Annotated in this window: 10 protein-coding genes; 4 read left to right on the plus strand and 6 right to left on the minus strand. The window is 47.9% G+C overall.

Annotated elements, in window-relative coordinates; translation table 11 throughout:
- Positions 1 to 296: 296 nt before the first annotated feature.
- The gene (locus KVT36_RS28290) at positions 297 to 2,318 is read left to right on the plus strand and encodes a beta-L-arabinofuranosidase domain-containing protein (protein ID WP_217606802.1); all 2,022 of its coding nucleotides are present in this window, start codon (positions 297 to 299) and stop codon (positions 2,316 to 2,318) included.
- Between the two features lie 104 nt (positions 2,319 to 2,422).
- Here KVT36_RS28290 and dcp read toward each other — a convergent pair whose 3' ends face one another.
- From dcp to KVT36_RS28315, 5 genes are all read right to left on the minus strand, one after another.
- Positions 2,423 to 4,561, minus strand: a complete 2,139-nt coding sequence (gene dcp, locus KVT36_RS28295) for a peptidyl-dipeptidase Dcp (RefSeq protein ID WP_217606803.1) — start codon at positions 4,559 to 4,561, stop codon at positions 2,423 to 2,425.
- A 73-nt stretch (positions 4,562 to 4,634) separates the two neighbouring features.
- Positions 4,635 to 5,006: a hypothetical protein gene (locus KVT36_RS28300; RefSeq protein ID WP_143081148.1), complete on the minus strand. Its 372-nt coding sequence runs from the start codon at positions 5,004 to 5,006 to the stop codon at positions 4,635 to 4,637.
- A gap of 57 nt (positions 5,007 to 5,063) precedes the next feature.
- Positions 5,064 to 12,419, minus strand: coding sequence for a SpvB/TcaC N-terminal domain-containing protein (locus KVT36_RS28305; protein WP_217606804.1), 7,356 nt, complete (start codon positions 12,417 to 12,419; stop codon positions 5,064 to 5,066).
- A gap of 181 nt (positions 12,420 to 12,600) precedes the next feature.
- Entirely contained in the window at positions 12,601 to 13,284 is a 684-nt protein-coding gene (locus KVT36_RS28310) for a response regulator transcription factor (protein WP_217606805.1), read from the minus strand.
- Complete coding sequence (locus tag KVT36_RS28315) at positions 13,281 to 14,789, minus strand: cell wall metabolism sensor histidine kinase WalK (protein WP_217606806.1); 1,509 nt, start codon at positions 14,787 to 14,789, stop codon at positions 13,281 to 13,283. The genes KVT36_RS28310 and KVT36_RS28315 overlap by 4 nt, the downstream gene beginning before the upstream one ends.
- Positions 14,790 to 14,939: 150 nt before the next feature.
- On the opposite strand from KVT36_RS28315, the gene KVT36_RS28320 reads away from it, so the two are divergent.
- Entirely contained in the window at positions 14,940 to 15,743 is an 804-nt protein-coding gene (locus KVT36_RS28320; RefSeq protein ID WP_217606807.1) for a GLPGLI family protein, read from the plus strand.
- A 124-nt stretch (positions 15,744 to 15,867) separates the two neighbouring features.
- On the plus strand, positions 15,868 to 16,746 hold the full coding sequence (locus KVT36_RS28325) for an alpha/beta hydrolase fold domain-containing protein (RefSeq protein WP_368670056.1): 879 nt from the start codon (positions 15,868 to 15,870) through the stop codon (positions 16,744 to 16,746).
- Here KVT36_RS28325 and KVT36_RS28330 read toward each other — a convergent pair.
- Entirely contained in the window at positions 16,737 to 18,005 is a 1,269-nt protein-coding gene (locus tag KVT36_RS28330) for a hypothetical protein (RefSeq protein ID WP_217606809.1), read from the minus strand. The two genes, KVT36_RS28325 and KVT36_RS28330, sit on opposite strands and share 10 nt — an antisense overlap.
- 245 nt (positions 18,006 to 18,250) lie before the next feature.
- On the opposite strand from KVT36_RS28330, the gene KVT36_RS28335 reads away from it, so the two are divergent.
- Complete coding sequence (locus tag KVT36_RS28335) at positions 18,251 to 19,366, plus strand: acyl-CoA desaturase (RefSeq protein WP_217606810.1); 1,116 nt, start codon at positions 18,251 to 18,253, stop codon at positions 19,364 to 19,366.
- Positions 19,367 to 19,384: the final 18 nt, after the last annotated feature.

Raw genomic sequence — 19,384 nt, forward strand, 5'->3', positions numbered from 1 at the left:
GGAATGCTTCAACAATCATTCCACCACAAACGTGCCCGGCTGTAGTGTTAATCTTCCCAGCTGCTCCATTCCTTTGATTGGAGGTTGATCCGGATAATAACACCTGCAATGAGGATGCAGGCGATGGATAAGATGATGAGGATGATGGCGATCATAGGTGTAAAACGATTTGCAGATAAACACTGTAAAGATGCGAAAATATTTGCAGCCATGAACATAACATGCTGCATCTACAACTTTTCACACATAATTATTACATTTAGCGGTAACGGACCACGGATCATTCAACAACAGCTATGAAAAAATTATTAACCTATAGTTTTTTCCTGCTTGCTTTAGCACCAGGAACTTTTGCGCAAACAAAAACCGCTTACACTGCCCCTATTTACCAGGAGCTGCCGCTGGGCGCTATACAGCCATCAGGATGGCTGCGTAACCAGCTGGTCGTTATGCGGAACGGTACTTCAGGCCACCTGGATGAGGTATATAAAAAAGTGAAACAGGATAACGGCTGGCTGGGCGGAAAGGGCGATGGATGGGAGGAGACACCCTACTGGCTGGATGGCGCGCTGCCCCTGGCCTACCTGCTGGATGATAAGACCCTGCAGGAAAAGGTGTTACGTTATGTAAACTGGACACTGGACCATCAGCGCCCTTCCGGTTATTTTGGCCCGCTTACAACAGCAGAACGGGAACAGCATATTACCATTGATGCGCAACATGCCGCTGATGGTGAAGACTGGTGGCCTAAAATGGTAATGTTAAAAGTGCTGCAGCAATATTACACTGCCACAAAAGACCCGCGGGTACTGCCTTTTATGACCCGGTATTTCCACTACCAGCTGCAGGCATTAAAAACAGCACCGCTGGGTAAATGGACGGAATGGGCTACCTCCCGCGGTATTGAGAATGTGATGATAGCGCAATGGCTGTACACCAAAACACACGATGCAAAACTGCTGCAGCTGGCAGAGCTGCTGGAATCGCAATCCTTTGCCTGGACTACCTGGATGGGTAACCGGGATTGGATGATCAGCACCACTACTTACAGCCATATGGACGACTGGATGAAACGCCATGCCGTAAATGTGGCCATGGGCCTGAAAGCGCCGGCCATTAACTACCAGCGCACCGGCAATAAAACCTACCTGCACAACCTGCAAACCGGCTGGCATGACCTTATGACCGTGCATGGCCTGCCCATGGGTATTTTTTCCGGCGATGAAGACCTCAACGGTAACGACCCTACGCAGGGTGTAGAATTATGCGCTGTAGTAGAAGCCATGTATTCCCTGGAAAACATTATTGGCATTACCGGGGAAGTACCATATATGGATGCGCTGGAAAAAATGGCGTTTAATGCCCTGCCCACGCAAACCACAGATGATTATAATAACAAACAGTATTTCCAGGTGGCTAACCAGGTACAGATCAGCAGGGGCGTTTTTGATTTCTCCCTGCCCTTTAACCGGGAAATGTGTAATGTGCTGGGCATGCGCAGCGGGTACACCTGCTGCCTGGCAAATATGCACCAGGGCTGGACAAAATTCACCCAGCACCTGTGGTATACCACGGCTGGCAATGGTATAGCGGCATTAACGTATGCCCCTAACCGTTTGACGGCTAAAGTGGGTAAAGACAGCACCGCTGTTACCATTAACGAAATAACAAGCTACCCTTTTGAAGACCAGGTACGTTTTGAGCTAACTATGCCCAAAGCAGCTGCCTTTCCTTTTCAGCTGCGCATTCCCGGCTGGTGCAAAGAAGCTGCCTTACTATTGAACGGGCAACCCTTGCAACATGCCAAAGGCGGAGAAATAACTACCATAAACCGTACCTGGAAAAGCGGCGACCAGCTTAGCTTACAGCTGCCTATGGAAATAACCACCACAGTATGGGGACGTAATTCCCGCTCAGTAGAAAGAGGGCCGCTGGTATATGCATTAAAGCTCAATGAAAAATGGGAAAAGGGAACAGATGCGGAAGAGGGCGATTACCTGAGCGTGTATCCTGAGGGAGCATGGAACTTTGCATTACAACGGGCAGCAGTGGAAAAACCGGCCACACAATTACAGTTCAGCAAAGTAAAACCTGCGGGCGATGATTTTGTATGGAACCTGGAACATGCTCCCCTGCAGATCACGGCGCCGGCTAAACGCCTGCCGGGCTGGGAAGCGGTGAACGGGGTGGCTTACCAGCCGGTAACAGACCGCAACGGTTTTTATAAAGGCAAAACAGATAGTACCATACAGAAAATCACCCTGGTGCCATATGGATGCACCAAGGTGAGGATCGTAGCGTTCCCGGTAGCGGAATGAAAGTAGCTATTAGCTGTTAGCAATTAGCTTTTAGCTGTTTGGTGTTTTGCTAATAGCTAACAGCTAAATGTTAACAGCTACTTTCCGGCCGCCCCTTATTTATATTATTTCAATCCACGGCTCTTTAACAGCGGCCCTATCTCCGGATCGTGCCCGCGGAAATCCCTGAACATTTTACCATAGTCCAGCGTATTACCGCGCGACAGGATCATATCCCGGAAGCGCTGCCCGTTGGCGCGTGTTAAACCTCCATTCTCTTCAAACCAGGAGAAAGCATCATGGGCCAGCATTTCCGTCCAGGCGTAGGCGTAGTATGCGGATGCATACCCGTTGGACCAGATATGTAAAAAGTAGCTGGAACGATAGCGGGGCGGCACTTGTGTCAGATCCAGCCCGGCGTTGTGTAAAGCGGTGGCTTCAAAAGCATCTACATCTTTGGGCCATGTGCTGGAATCTGCAGGCAATGTATGCCAGGCCATATCAATGGCGTCTGCTGCCAACGCTTCTGTTAAGGAATACCCCTGGTTAAAGGTGGCTGCTTTTTTAATTTTATCTACCAGCTGCTGCGGCATTGCTGCGCCGGTTTTATAATGTTTTGCATAATTGCTGAACACCTTTGGATCCATAGCCCAATGCTCATTGAACTGGGAGGGGAACTCCACAAAATCGCGGGCGGTTTGCGCACCGGAGATTGCGGGGTATTGCTGTGATGCAAAAAAGCCATGCAGCGCATGTCCGAATTCATGGAACATGGTTCTTGCTTCTGTAAAGCTAAGGAGCGCAGGCTGGCCCGCTGCTGGTTTGGTAAAGTTGCATACGTTGTAAATAACCGGTTGCTTACCCAGTAATTTAGATTGCCCTACCAGGTTGTTACACCATGCACCGCCGGATTTATTATCGCGTTTAAAATAATCACAGTAAAAAAGACCGATCTGTTTTCCATCCTGGTCTATTACATCAAACACGCGTACGTCTTTATGGTACACGGGCAGATCATGCCGTTCCTTGAAATCCAGCCCGTATAATAAATGCGCGGCATAAAACACGCCATTGGTAAGCACGGAGTTTATTTCAAAGTAAGGTTTGATCTCGTTATCGTCCAGGTTGTACTGCGCTTTGCGTACCTGCTCTGCATAATAGTTCCAGTCCCAGGGAGCCAGCTGTATGCCTTTAGCTTTCTGGTCGATCAGCGCCTGGATGGTAGCGGCCTCCTGTTTGGCTTTGGCTGTGGCGGCAGGTCCCAGCTTTTCCAGGAAAGCGGTTACTGCTTCGGGAGTTTTAGCCATCTGGTCCTGCAGGTTATAGGCTGCATAGTTCTTAAAGTGCAGCAGCTGTGCTTTTTGTGCACGGATGCCTGCCAAACGGATAATGAGCTGGCGGGTATCATTGGAATCTCCTTTCTCGTTACGTGTCCAGGAGGCGTTAAAGAGCGCCTGCCGTGTAGGCCGGTCTGTTATAGATTGCAGGGAGGGCTGCTGAGTGGTGTTCTGTAATGGCAGCAGCCATTTACCATCCAGCTTGCGGTCTTTGGCTGCCTGCGCGGCGTTGGCCAGCGCATCGTCCGTTAAACCGGCCAATGCTGCTTTATCACTTACCACCAATGCCCCGGCTTTGGTGCCGGCCATTACCTTAGCATTAAAGGCTACACTGAGTGAGGCCCTTTCCTGGTTCAGCTTTTTTACAATTGCTTTATCTGCATCGGATAAATTAGCGCCGGCCATTTCAAATTGCTGGTTGTAGTATTCTACCAGGCGTTTGGATTCTGCATCCAGGTTCAGTTTGTCGCGCTCCTGGTAAAGGGTGTGCACGCGTTTGAAAAGTTTTGTGTTCAGGTAAATGGCATCATCATTGGCGGCCAGTGCTGCGGCTTCGTCCTCTCTTACCTTATCCAGTGTGTCGTTGGTATTGGCATCTGCCAGCATGTCAAATACGTTCCTGACGCGGGTTAATAAAGCCCCGCTTTTTTCCAGCGCCACCAGTGTATTTTCAAAGGTGGGCGCAGCGGTATCTTCTGCAATGGCCTGTATTTCCGCCTGCTGCTGTTTAATACCTTCTTCTATGGCAGGTTTAAAGTCGGCATCTTTGATCTTTGTAAAGTCCGGCGCTTCAAAGGGCAGGCTGCTTTTTACAAAAAAGGGATTGGCGCCTGTGGAATCTTTGCCGCTGGTGGATGTGTGATCACCGTTACAGGCAGCCAGCGCGCCTAACAGTAATATGCTGAATGGTAATTGAGTAACTTTCATAGATAAGCATTTTTTGGGTATTGCTAAGGTATCTACAAATTACCAATCCTGATGGAATTAATGTGACCACCGGTTATTGAACAATGTAATCGTTAATGATCTTCTGGAAGATGTGTACAAACAGTACTGCCACATAGGGCAGAATGAAGCTTTCCTTTGCGTGTTTTACAATCAGCACATCGGCCCACAGATCATATTCAAATACATATTCCTGCAGGCGGCCTACATAGTGTGAAGCGTCTATTTTATCCAGACCCAGCGAATGCACCAGGTAAGGCTCGGAAATGGGTACGGGCACGGCTTCCAGGTATGCTACCCCATTGAGGTTGGTGGTAAGAATGCGGGAATGCTCGTCTGTGGTGGTCAGCAGGTCGTAGGTGAAAATAACATCTTTGCCTTTTACACGGATCAGTGATCCGTTGGTGATCTCAGATAAAGCTAACACAGGAGCGCCTGATTTTTTTGCAATATAGTTATTATAATGTTCAAGCGCCCCTGTGCCTTATTTTTTGGCAGTGCTGTAACACCAGTTAGCCATGGTAAATACGGTTCCCGGCGGGGCCTGGTCCGCGGCTTTTTCTGCGCTAAGGAATGAGGATGCCTGCGCTGGCTTGGATACATCAAATACAAATCTTGCACCCAAACCCGGTAACCGGCCTTGCGCCATTGTTCCCTTGTCCTCACGAAAAAAGCTCCGTTCTATATATGTAGGGTCTGGGCTTGTAGCAACCCAGTCACCGGTTGTATCTCCATGAGTCCCTGCTCCTGCATATACGTGGGCGCCCGGATTTTTCCGTTCCAGATGCTCCAGTACTAATCTAACACCATATGCGTCTGTTACTGAATCAAAGGTGATATTATTTCCTTTGAAACAGGCAGCAATAGGTGGAGCTCCACCGGGAGGATTCCCGTAGAAAATGCGGGTACCGCCGATGTCTACTGCAGATTTCAGGTCTTTTATATCATCCGTGGGAGCGGGGCCGGTGGCGCCGGCAGTGGTGTTAGCGGAAGTGGGGTTCGGGGGAGACGACGGGCGCTGGCCGGATGATGACGGCGCTACCAGATCACGTGCCTTTGCCTCGGCCTTCTGCTGTTGTTCCTGCCGGGCATTATCCCTCACCTTTGTTGCAATACCCGTGGCCAGGGGCAGCCCTGCGCCTTCTATTGCTGCGCCCAAACCGGCAGCGCCGGCAATTTTTTCCGGATCGTCAGTAAAGATCCTGGCAACACCGGAAGCTATCCCCGCAAATACAGAACCGGTCACATATTCGTAGCCCCTTACGTTGGCCTGCCATATTGCCTCTTTCTGTTCTTTTGCTTTTGCGGCCTTATCATCAGGAAGGCTTACGAAAGATGCATTGCCCGTGTATGCTGAATCATACCGGCGTATAGCACTGATCACGCTTTTTTGCAATCCCATCTGGGTATGCCAGTCATCCCCATCAAACCCATAATGCAGCAATACTTTATCATCTCCAAATTTTGCAAGAATGTCTTTGATCTGGCTTTTACGGTAATAAATATGCCCGTCAAGGATCTGCAACAGCCCTATGAGCCGCTCATGCCGGGTCTTATTTTCTTCTGCACTTTTTGCCCACTGGAACTGGCTGTCATCTGTTCCCAGCACATCCATTCTTATTACGGGGTTATTACTGCAATAGCGGTACAGGTTCATACCGCCGTTCACGCCAATGGGGTCTGCGCTCAGCCACCTGGCCAGCCAGGGTAAATAGTAACGTGCACCATGATATTGCAAACCGGTTTCCTCATCCCTTTCCATACCGGTATAACGGTAACGCTTATGCGCAGCGTTGATGGCGGCGTTCATGGCCTGGTAGGCTGTAGTGCCGTAAGGGTGATACTCTTCATAAGAAATAACCGTTGCATTTTCATCCAGCTCCAGCGCTGCAGATCCCAGGTGATTGCTGTACTGGTACCGGGTTAATTGCTGGGATGCTGCGGCGCCGGCTATCACAGTTCTTGTTTCCACCATGGCCAAACGCGCACCACTGTCCATTATATGCAGGGTGGATGTGCTTTCCTGCACTTTATTGGCATTATCCGTTCTTTGAAACAGCTCAATAACACCCAGGTATAAGCGCTGCTCTTTTATACCGCCCTGCCGCTCAATTACTTTGCGGATGCGCTGCCCGCTGCTGTCATATACGTAATAGGCGGTGCCTCCCCCACCCAGGCTCACCTGTCTTAATTCATCCTTATCATCCCAGGTTAATGAAGGCAAATGCGCCAGGGCTGTAATGTTGCCATGTTCATCATAGGTAAATGTTTCTGTACTGCTGCCGGTTGTTTGGCTATGTAAACGGTTATTGCGGGTTTCATAATTATAGGTTCTTGTCCAGCTGCCGGCGCCTGCTGCGTGGATCATTTGCAGGATATTGCCTACTGCATCATAGGCATAACTTTGATTGTAATTACGCAGGGCTGCGCCATCGCCGGGTTGCGGCAAATTAATACGGCTTTCATCAAAAGGCGATGAGGGCTGGTTTTGCCCTATGTGTTCCCTGCCGCTTGCTTTACTGAGCCGGTATACCGCATCATAGGTATAATCGCAGGCAGGGCTTACTACATTGTTGTTGAAGAAAATGGTTTGCTGTGCATTGTCTTTGATCGTGGTAATATTGCCCACCGGATCGTAGGTGTATAACAGCTTTTGCAGCAGGTCTGTTCCGTTCTTAGCGGTGGTTTGGATCTGCGTGATACGCAGTGTACGGGGATCGTACTTATAAGCAGTGGCGGTATTGTTGCCATAGGCAATACTTTCCCGCAGCCCTTTGGCATTGTAAGTAACAGTTTTTATAAACGTTGTTTTTACTGCTGCTCCCTGCAGCTGTACTTCCAGCTTACTTAGCTGACCGGTTTCATTGAAAGACGGCATAAGAATGCTTTGATCCGGGGCCGTTACTTTTATGGCGCGGTTCAGCGCATCAAACACAGTGACATAGGTATATGTTGCGGGTTCCAGCGCTGCATTGGTATTCCAGTTTATATTGGTTTTATACTCATTACACAACTGGCGGGCAGATTGTAACAAGTTGCCTTTAAAGTCAAAGGTTATATTCGTAACCATACCTGCGCTGTCAAAATGCTGGTAGGGTTTACCGCGCAGGTTTAAAGCTTTATCATCCGGCAGGCCTTCGCCATAAAGGGTTTTCTCTGTACATATTTCTGCTGCTGTATCTGTTTGCAAAAATGTTTTTAGGGGGCGGTGCAGGGTATCGTATTCATAACGGAACTGGTGGCCGCGGCTGTCCAGGTTCTTTAAGGCCTTACCCATTACATCGTTAATGGTCCAACGCTCACCGGCATCCATGCTTAGCTGGTACAGCTGTGCACCCAGCATATCGCATTTATACTGCATTACTACATTACCACGGGCGTCTGTAATGCTGCGTATATTGCCTGCCAGGTCTTTTAAACTGGTGGTTTTATATTTTCCATCTGTACCATTATCGGCTATTGTGATGAAGGTAACGCCCTGTGCATCCAGGTGAGTGGTACCGGGTGTATTGGCATGTGCGGCGGTTTTATTGGCGGCAGCTATCTCTTCCGGAGTAGCAATGGCGGGCACCGGCGTGGTGATGCGGTCTTTATACCACTGGCTTTCCAACACGGTATCATTACGGTCAAAGCTGCGCTCCATCCAGGGATCAAACTCCACTTTTGAAAAGGTACCATCCGGCTGCTCTGTACGGACTAAACGCCCGGCAGAATCATAATACAGGATGGGTGATACCCCTCTTTCTACCAGCTCTTTATTATCTTCAAATTCAAAAGTTGTGCTGAAGTAAGGCTCATATTGTTTTACCGGCAAACCCTTATTATTTATGATAGTACGGCCGTTGCCTATCCAGCGCAGGTCGGGAGCCTGGATCTTTTGCATCAGCGTTTGCCCGCTGCCGTTAACGTAGGCATAAGCGGTTTGGGTAATGGATTGAGGACTGTCGTGAAAATGTGTTTCGCGGGCTGTAGTTTTTGCATAGTTGGGTTTAGCATTATCCTGGTAATTGGTCAGGTCATATGTTATGGATACGGAGGGCTGGTCATTGGCGGAGGCTTCTGCAGTAGTGGTATCCATCTCATCTCCCTTGTTCTCATTTTCCTTCCCCATTACAAAGCTGCTCAGCACCAGGCCCAGCTCGTCCGTGCGTACGCCGGTACGGTTGCCGTTTATGTCCAGCATCAGGTAAGGCGATAAGGTGCGGTAGTTAAAACCGGCTACTTCACTTTTGCCGCCCAGCATATCGCTGGTCTGCTGCACAAAAAAACGATAGGCCGCATCGTAACCTATTTGTGTTTTATACCCGAAAGGGTCCGTTAAGGTAGTGGCCTGGTAAAAGTGTGCAGGGTCAAGGGTTTGGGTGCCGCCGGGGATCCAGTAGTTATCATCATCCAGATGCACGTATTTCCCCTGCTGTAACAGCAGATCGTCATTTACCTTATCTCCAAAAATAAGATCGCGCAGCGCGGGTGTTAAAGACAATTTGTAGGTTTCATACGGCAATGCCAGGGATTCCATTACACCTAAAGGCAGCGGCCCGCTCCCGTCGTTTTTCATTAACAGGGAACGGGTAAACACCATCAGCCGCTTTTCTGTTTTCCCCGGTGTTGGCAGGGCATGGAAAGGGATACTAGCGGCGGCTGTAAAGGCATTCTTTATTTCGTTGATGGCAAAGTAATTACCGGCCGCAGGTTGCAGACCGGTAATTTCCCAGGTTAATGCTTCACAGGGTAATGGTAAATGATAATCTGTTATTGTATCAATTTTATTAGTGACCTTATTATCTGAAAACACGATGAGTGTTTTGCTTTGTGCGGCCTGCTCTGTGGCTGTGAGATCAGCATTCGTAGTTTTTCTGCCATAGCTGATGGCGGCTGCTTTGAGCACGTTGCCCGTTTCATCCACTTCCAGCGTCATGCTGTGGGTAATACGCGGGTCAGCGGGGTTTCGTTCATAGGTGTACGTGAGCACCTCGCTTTCCTGTACTTTAAATACTGCATACTGGTTTTGCAGGCGGGGTTGTAAAAATTGAATGAAGCAGCTGTGAAAGGAGGTGGTATACGGCACATCCTGCTGCGCGCTGCCATCCGGCGTATATACTTCTGTACGAAGTGGCATGCCCCTGCAGGCGCGCAGGGCTTCCCGCCATTCATCCAGCGTAAGGTTAGCGGGTAAAGCAGGGTCCTGTAAAGTATGCTCCTCTACACTATTGTTCTGATAATATTCACCCGCAAACTGGTTGAATATTTTTTCCTTATCTAAAAAGGCGCCGGTATGGTACCAGGTTTTAGTGAGCACCGGTGGCTGGTGAAAGCTGGCATCCACCAACTGTACATTGCCATTGGGGTTAGCAAGTTTTTTGTACTGCTCGAAATCTTCCGTATCTACCTGGTCTACCCGGCCAAAACCGCGGAACTCCCGTTCCGCATGATCGTAATAACCATGATGGTAGGTATACTGACTGGTAAAGCGTGTTCTTTGCACCTGGTCCATTACTTCTACCTTACTTACACATTGCACGGGGAAAGGCAGCTGCGTGATCCAGGGCGTGCCCGCTTTTTTATCCTGCAAATAAAAGTAAGTAGAGGACATATAATGAATAGCTACCTCCTTGCCCATATTATTTTTATAGGCTGTCATTACATGCGGCTTCCTGCCTGCCATCAGGTCAATATAACGCAGGGTACCAGCGTACTGCGGCAACGGCGATGACCATACTATACACCCGGTGCCCTTGCCCAGCAGATCTACGATTGTTACCGGGCAATAGGCATCCATGGGTGAAAACGGTAAGGGCTCAACGCCGTTTATGATATTTGCATCGCTCCAGCTATTGCCGCTTTGATTAAAATAAACTTTAAAGGTGTGATGACCGATATAGACTATGTCTGTGGTGCCGGATCCATCTATATCCGCCAGCTTTACATATTGGGGGTTAAAATCTTCGTTCGTATCAAATACCGGCGCATTGCCCATGCTTACCTTTGCGCCAAACTTTCCGTAACCAAGGTTAGGCCAGTACACTATGCTGCTGTTGCGGATGCGCACTATATCCATCAGGCCATCCCCGCTCATATCTGCCAGCACAACAGACTGGGTGCTGTCTGCAAAAATGATGTTGGGCCCTTTTTCTTCATCAAATGGTTTGGGTGCAGTGTGGTTCCTTTCATAACCTTCTTTGCCTTTTGAGGCGTACCAGGTAAATACTCTTTCTTCTGAGATAAGGATGTCCGGGCGGCCGTCGCCATTGAGGTCCAGCAGCTTCAGGTTAGGATCCTGCAGGTTAATGTTGGGTATTTCATTGAAGCTCTTAAAGGGCATCCATTCCTTATTATCATCCAGCTCATAATATCCCTGCAGCCCGTTGCTTACCAGGAATTGCTGCCCCCTTGCTTCCAGGTCCTGGAAATGTATCGCGCCTTCCAATAAGCCATTCAGCGAAGGTTTGGGCGCTACCAGTTTGATGGCGTCAAAATTCCCATCACCTAAATTACTTTTGTAATACCAGGCGCTGGCCTGTTCGGTGAGAACACCGGCTATCCCTTCATTGTAGAGATCTATCCATTGGTAATAACCATCGTTGATATCTGCAGGTATATTATCAATGCTCAGGGTCCTGACCGTTGGATCCCAGGCCAGGGGCTCGTAGGAAAAAGCTATGGGCGGCACAGCTTTTTCCGAATAAGTACCATCTGCCTTACGGATATATCCTTTTTGCGTTACTGATTGCAGGAAAGTGAAAGTAGTGCTGGTATTATACTCCATATGCATGGCGCTTACCAGGCAAGGTCTTGGGCCCAGCTCCGTAAAATGGTGGAACATAAGCAACCGGCTGCAAAGGCGGCAGGTCCTTATCTCAAAACCGGCGCGGTAATCTGAAAAGGGATCCTGCCGACATAACCAGCCTTTATCATCATTGGGTTGGGGGTCGGTTATGTCGTGCTCCCCGTAATCCAATACCAGCTCTAATAAATACTCAATACTGTTCAGGAAGCTGTCCCAATTGGCGAGGTTAATGCTGCTCCTGTTGAAGTGTACCTTATTGCCGTACCTGATACGTTTCAGGTACACATTAGTGCAGGCGGCAGTATCATTCAGCCGGTTGCGTTCCTGTATTTGCGGGTGCACATTTGTTTTATCTTCCTGTTTATAGGCAAACTGGAAACAGTTGCCTTTATCATCATAACTAAATTCCAGCAACCATTTAAAAATCATGGCAGGACCGGCGGGGTTGTACAGCTGTGCTGATTTACTTTTTCCAAAGATCAGCACACTATTATCGCCGGTGGTAGCTTTCCAATATACGTTGCCGTTAGCTTCCGTGATCTTTTCTATACGTGCATAACCGCCTTCTACCCTTGGCCGGTAACGGGCTATGGTAGCGCCGTCTATAATTTGCTCATCTTTTACCCAATTGCCTGCTTCCTCTTCTTTATATACCGGCACCAGGTCTTCTGCGCCGGAGAAGATAAAAACATCTTCCTCATCATTGTACCGGGGCAGCTGTTTATCTGTTCTGCGGGCAATAGCTACCGGCGCGGCATCCCAGCCCAATCCAAAAACACTGTTACCGCTGCCGGAATTATAACCCAGCGACATAACAGGTACAAAACCATTCCGGGATGGGGAAAAAGGAAAAGGGAAGCTGTAACCGGCAGTGCCATTGGCGGCATTTACGGCAAATTTATCGTCAATGGACTTTATTCCCCCGCCGCTTTTGGGTAAGCTGATCTGCGGAACGGATAACGTGGTATAACCACCTTTGCTTTTTTCGTTGCTGGTAGCAGCAGGCGTTACCGGCTGTTTGTTCACCCGGGATGTAGCAATCTCTTTTTCCATTGGAAAACAGAAGGGGTTTAACTGTCAATAATTTGGGGCCATTATGTAATCTGAACATTTCCATACTAATAGCAGGAAACAAGAGCAAGTAAATAAAAAAGCAGCGTACAAACAGGGGTATCTAACAGGTGGCGGCGCGGGGATGATCAAAGGCAGGAGCGGGTTTACAAACGGCCAAATATTAATCCAGCACAAAGCGGTATCCTACCCCTTTGATAGTGAGGATCTGGAGGTTTTCATCCTCTTTCAGATGCACCCGCAGGCGGGTGATGTACACGTCCAGGTTGCGGCTATTGAAAAAGGAATCGTGGCCCCAGAGCAGATCCAGGATATTTTTCCGGTTAATGATGCCGTTGCGGTTCTCATACAGGATACGCAGCAGCTCACTTTCCCGGTACGACAGCTTTTTTTCCTCCAGGCCATTGGACAGCAACTGCCGGTTGGTATAAAAACGGAACTTGCCCATGCGGATGGGGTCATTGGAAGGAACGGGCGCATTTTCTGTTTTGCGCAATACATTTTTTATACGTGCGATCAGCTCTTCCATGCTGAAAGGTTTACGGATATAATCGTTACCGCCGAGCGTAAAACCCTTTACCAGGTCGTCTGTTTGCGTTTTGGCCGTGAGGAATAAAATGGGTACTTCTGTATCGATGGCACGGATCTCTTCTGCAATCTCAAAACCATCTTTATTGGGCAGCATTACATCCAGCACACATACGGTGGGCTTCACTTCTTTGAACAGCGACAGCGCATTGGCGCCATCCCGCTCCATAATAACCTCAAAGCCGCGCCGCTGCAGGCTTTCCTTTACGATCTTTCCCAGTGATATTTCGTCTTCAACGTATAAGATCTTTATACTCATTTTACATTATTTTTTTCCGATGCGATACGGCGGTTCCTGTCATAATGAATAACCGGCGCCTCTATAAAAGGTATCTTTACAGAGAATGTGCTGCCTTTATGCAGCTCACTTTCCACCTCTATAAAACCCATATGGCTCATTACAATATGGGCTACATAACTTAATCCCAACCCATAACCTTTTATATTATGCCGGTTACCACTGGGTATACGGAAGAACTTTTCAAAGATGCGGTTCTTATATTCTTTGGCTATGCCTATACCGTTGTCGGTTACACGTATTTCCAGGTAATTCTTATGATCAATAATGTGGATCAGGATCTCCGGATCTTTGGTGCTGTATTTTAAGGCATTATCCAGCAGGTTGTATAATACGCTGGTCATATGCAGCTTATCGGCAGTAATAATAAAGTTGGTACCGGTAGCTTTTAATGTAGTAGTGGCCTGTTGTTTTTCAAACTGCAGCTTCATGGATACCATCACGCTGCGTGCCAGCTCCCTGATATCAAACTGTTCTTTGTTCAGAGCAATTTCCCTGTTCTCAAACATTGACAGCTTCAGCACTTTATCAACAAGCAAAGCCAGGCGCTGCATTTCATTGGCAGATATATCCAGGTATTCCTGGGTGGTTTGCGGATCATCCAGCGCATCAAAATTGCGCAGGGCTTCAATGGCTACGCTTACAGTGGCAATGGGCGTTTTCAGCTCATGCGTCATGTTGCTGATAAAATCATTCTTCAGCTGCGCCAGCTTTTGCTGTTGTTTAAGATTACGGTATAACAGCAAAAAAGATAATACCGTTACTCCCAGCAGCAGGCATGAAATACTGATAGGCTGGCTGATACGTTTTAACAGGTACCAGGTATTGTCTTCAAACACCAGCTGGTAGGTAACAGGTTTTGTAAAACCAATGGTTACGGAATTGGCGTCCAGCTCATCGGGGAACGGGCTGAAATCCCTTTTTGTAGTATCCACCGGTATTTCAAGAACGCTAAAGGGTACGTTGATCTGTTCCCTTGCCAGCACTCTGCTATATTGCCTGGCAACATCCTTTATTGTAATGGAATCGCTCAGGGAATCTACACCAGACAGGAACTCAACGGTCCTTTTACCGGGAGGGCCCGGAGGACCGGGGCTGGCCAGCCTGTACTGCACATTCACGGAATCACTCCCGCTGACAATTCCGTCTTTCACGGCTACCACCATGGCACGCCGCAAGCCAGGCATTCTTCCCACTATCATATCCCTGTCCCTTTCATCCAATACACGGGAAATGCTGATCATGCCCTGCCGCTCATGAATGCGTATATTATTGGGATTGGCTTTCAGTTTAGTAGCCTGCAGGCGGAAAATGGTTTCGCGGAACAGCACATTGGTGCGGGCAGTGAACAGCTGCCGCTCTTCACGGTAATTCTTCCTGAGCCAATACACCTGGAAGGCTGTAATAACCAGGATGGTAAAGACTATCAGGACAGCAGTAACCGGTATGGAGATCTTATATCGCAACAGCAATGTGTTTATAAGCGCAAAATACATCAAATGTATTACTTCCCTTTTCCAACCGGCCGAACATTAACCTAAATTAACATTAAAGCAAGGCATGTTAACCTGCGTTGCAACAGGAACGGCCTAGCTTAGTTCCATAAAATATATTACATGAAAAAGATAATCCTTACCTTTTCTACGGGCCTGTTGATACTGGCTGCACATGGGCAGCAAACACAAGGCCGGGTAGTGTATGAGCGTACCATACAGTTGAAGATGGACTTCCAGGGAATGGGTGATGAGGCCACACATGCCATGCCCAGTACTCATAAAGAAAAGCTGGAAGTATTGTTTGGCAATAATCAGTCGCTACGCCGCGCAGTGGAAGAAGAAACCCCGGATGAAATGGCGGAAAGTGCAGGCGGCGGCCTGCATATACGCATGGATGTAGCCGGCGACAACGACATCATCTATAATAATTTTAGTACCGGCCAATCCGTGGAGCAACGCGAGTTTGGCCCGAAGAATTATATTATTTCAGACAGCATTGCACACCTGCACTGGAAGCTGACGGGCGAAACTACTACTATCCTCAATTATCCCTGCCAGCAGGCCATTACACAACGTATCAGTAAACATATGATGACCTCTATGGAAAATGGTGAAATGAAAAACCGGGAAGTAGCTGATACCGCCAATATTATTGCCTGGTTTACGCCGGCTATTCCTGTACCGGCCGGGCCGGAGCTCCAGGGACAATTACCAGGGCTGATACTGGGCCTTGATATTCATGATGGGCGTGTGATGTATAAAGCTGTAGAAGTAGCTCCGCAAGCGGATCTGGGCGCGGTGAAAGCGCCATCCAGGGGGAAGAAGGTAACGGCAAGTGAGTTTGAAGCGGAAAGGGAGAAGATGATGGCGGAGATGCAGAAGAATGCTGGAAAAGGGAGGAATATGATTAGGATTGGAGGATAAATTAAAGTACCTTAATTAAGATGGCTAATGCCTGAAAGGGATCTTTTAAGGTGAAACGATCTTTGGGAGGTGTTGGCGAAAAGAAGTTGTTAAGCCGGTAAATCAAAAGTTTCCATTGGCAAGTGTGCAAAGCAAATTATTCAAGGTTCTGTTAAGACTGATCAATAAAAAGGGCAATGTAGGTACAATTGCACTGACAAAGACCCGTTTTTATGATTGCCCGGAGCCGCCTCCAAGCGTGAAGAAGGCCTGTTATGTCCGGAAGTCGCAGATACAGGGGCATAATGTGTTTACATTAGAACCTAAAGGAGTAGATAGCGCCAAACATGTACTTTATTTACACGGAGGCGCCTATACGCAAAATTTCCTGGTACTCCATTGGTGGTTCCTGGCAAAATTGGCCCGGAAAGCTCATTGTATTATTACCGCACCCGATTATCCACTGGCTCCGAAACATACTTATACTGACACCTTTGAGATGGTATCCACTCTCTACAGACAGCTGATCACGATGGCAGCCCATTCCCAGCTAACTATTATGGGTGATTCGGCCGGCGGGGGCCTTGCGTTGGCATTGGCTCAAAAAATGAAGGTTGAGCAGGTATGCCCACCCGGCCAGATCATCCTTCTTTCTCCCTGGTTGGATATTACCCTTGCCAACCCGGCTATCTCTGAGATAGAAGCCGAAGATCTTTTCCTGAATAAAGAACGGCTTCAACGGGCCGGTCTGCTCTATGCCGGTGGCGCCCAACCCGATCACTATTTACTCAGCCCCATCAACGGCCCTTTGGATGGGTTGGGTATAATATCTGTTTTTGTGGGTTCAAATGAAATTCTCGTGGCCGATACCCGACGGCTACGATCACTGGCCGGCTCAATGGGGATCAAATTCAATTATTATGAATACGCCGGTATGATGCATGATTGGATGTTGCTTAACTTCCCTGAGTCAAAGCAGGCGGCCCGGCAAATTGTTGATCTGCTGAATCCAATTCAGGTATGAAATATCCGCTTAAAAAGGGAGACCAGATTCCAGTTAAACGGTCTTTTCCGTAGCTTTTCCTTTTTTCTCTCAGCCGGTGATGCTATTTCTTCCTTTTGCAGGTTGCCATATTGCCGGAAACCAACGGATATCCCTTGCTGCTCTAAAATTTCCAAGAATTGCTGCTCCACTTTATCGGAGGCGGTAATGTTGGAAAAGCCCAGCAATAGTTTATTGTCAAAGCCAACCACTCCGCAGTTGACTTTGAGTGTTTTATTAGGCGGAGGGGGTATAAAAACAAAATGATCGATAAACCTGTTGAGGTTCGATGGAAGATCGATCCTTCCCAGGTTGGTGACCACGCCGCTGTAACGGCTTGTTCCGAAAGAATAGAGTTTTGCAAACAACAACGATTTAATAAATAAGGGTATGGATTTTACAAACGGATTCTTTTCTCCGCCCACATTGCGGGAAAGAATCTTAGCTATTAGCTTTTGATCTGTCTCCAACCGCATCAGGTGATAAACTGTTTTAATGATCTCTTCAAAACTGTAATGCCCCAGCCGGAGATCGATCTCCGGCAGTACATATAGCGAGAAATTCCGCATGGACCTGGTAGGATATATCTTCCGAAGGTTGACAGGTACTTCTATCCTGAATATTTTACGACTGGTCCGTTTTCTCAACGCGGGTAACGATTCGTAGATGTTTTGTAACGCTAAAAGATATACAGAAATTAGGTACTCCGTCAGGCTGACGCCGTATCCCTTTGCTTTCTTCGATATTTTGTCAACAGGCATCTCCATGATGGATATGTGGAGGTGCGGAGGTCTTTGTACAGGAAACGGCAGATGGAAGGCTGAACGAAAAGTCATCGGGGCAGAAACGGTTTTCCTGAAATAACGTTTATAAGCATCTTCATACTCTTCTTCCGCGGGTATTTCCCCCGGACGCAGGTAGGATAGCCCTGCAGGAAGCGGAACGTCCACATTTTCAAAATAGACCAGCAAAAGCGATTTGAGGAACTCAAATGCGCCGGAAGCATCTGTTAATATATGGGAGAACTCAACATTAATGGAATAGTCCCCTGCCAGCACCCTGAACATCAGGTCTTTTTTATGAAAGGACCGGCAGGGATAACCGGTATCAGCTTCCACGCGCAGCGGTAGCTCATAATGCTGCAGATAAAACCAGAAAAAACCGGCTTTTAGTTTTACTTTATAATAGGGAAACCTGTCTTCAAAGGCGTGCGCGGCCTTTAGCAGCTGTTCCCGGTTCACCTTTTCTTTCAGGACCACACTAAGACGGAAAACGGATGTCAGCTCCCGGGTCCGGATGGCCGGGTAGATCTTTGCTGCGTTATCGAGGCGTAGCCAGAATTCGTCATGCATTGTGGGCCGTCGTTCCTTCATAAAGAATATTGTTAAATGCCTGCATCAAATATTTTACCAATTTGTAATAGCTACAGTTATGCAATAGCACAATATTTGCAGAAGTTACTATATATATTTTAAAATGCACCTAAATGGGATCCGGAAAGTTGAATATCGTTCGCTTTGCTCCCCGGGGAGAAAATAGCTTTATAGAAACGCTGAACAGCAGGGTCAAATCATACTTTGCCACCCATCATATTTCTCCTTACGCCAATGCGGGCATGTGGATAAAAACAATCACCATGCTTCTTTTGTACTTCGTGCCTTACCTTTTAATAGTAATGGGTTTGGGTGCAGAAAACCGCTGGATATTTATGGGCCTTTGGTTCATTATGAGCTGGGGAATGTCTGGCATTGGCACGGCTGTTATGCATGATGCGAACCATGGCACTTATTCACCCAGTAAAAAGGTGAACCGGTTCATTGGGCACATATTGGAGATCATTGGAGGGTATACGGTGACCTGGAAGATCCAGCACAATGTGCTGCATCATACCTACACGAACATTGCAGGGCTGGACGATGATATTGACAGCATTATATTATTGCGCTTCTCCCCAAGGCAAAAGTGGCATTGGTTCCACCGGTATCAATATTTATATGCCTGGTTCTTTTATATGGTGATGACCCTATTCTGGATGACCGCTAAAGACTATTTACAGGTAGTCCGGTATAAGCAGCATGACCTGCTGGTGAAGCAAAAAGTTTCCTTAAAACAGGCCCTGCTCCGGATCACCGTTTACAAATTGGTTTATTATGCCTACATACTTGTACTGCCCATATTATTTTCCGGGCAGCCCTGGTATTGGGTGCTGGCTGGGTTCTTACTGATGCATTTCACTGCCGGACTTTTCCTTTCCTGCGTTTTTCAACCGTCTCATGTGATGGAGACTTCCGCCTATTCCTTACCCGTTGGCACGGACGGTAACCGGCAAATGGAAGATTCCTGGGCGATCCATGAGCTGGCTAATACCACCGATTTTGCACCGCGCAGCCGTTTTCTATCCTGGTTCATTGGCGGTCTTAACTACCAGATAGAACATCATTTATTCACGGGCATTTGCCACGTGCATTACAAGCGGATCGCTCCTATTGTGCGGAGAACAGCTGCTGATTTTGGGCTGCCCTATCATATGCAGCCTACTTTCTTCCATGCGCTTGCAGCGCACGCCAACATGCTGAAAGCGCTGGGAAAACCGGATAAATAAAATCTTAAGTAAGATCTG

The sequence above is a fragment of the Chitinophaga sp. GbtcB8 genome (assembly GCF_019091455.1).
Lineage (GTDB): Bacteria > Bacteroidota > Bacteroidia > Chitinophagales > Chitinophagaceae > Chitinophaga.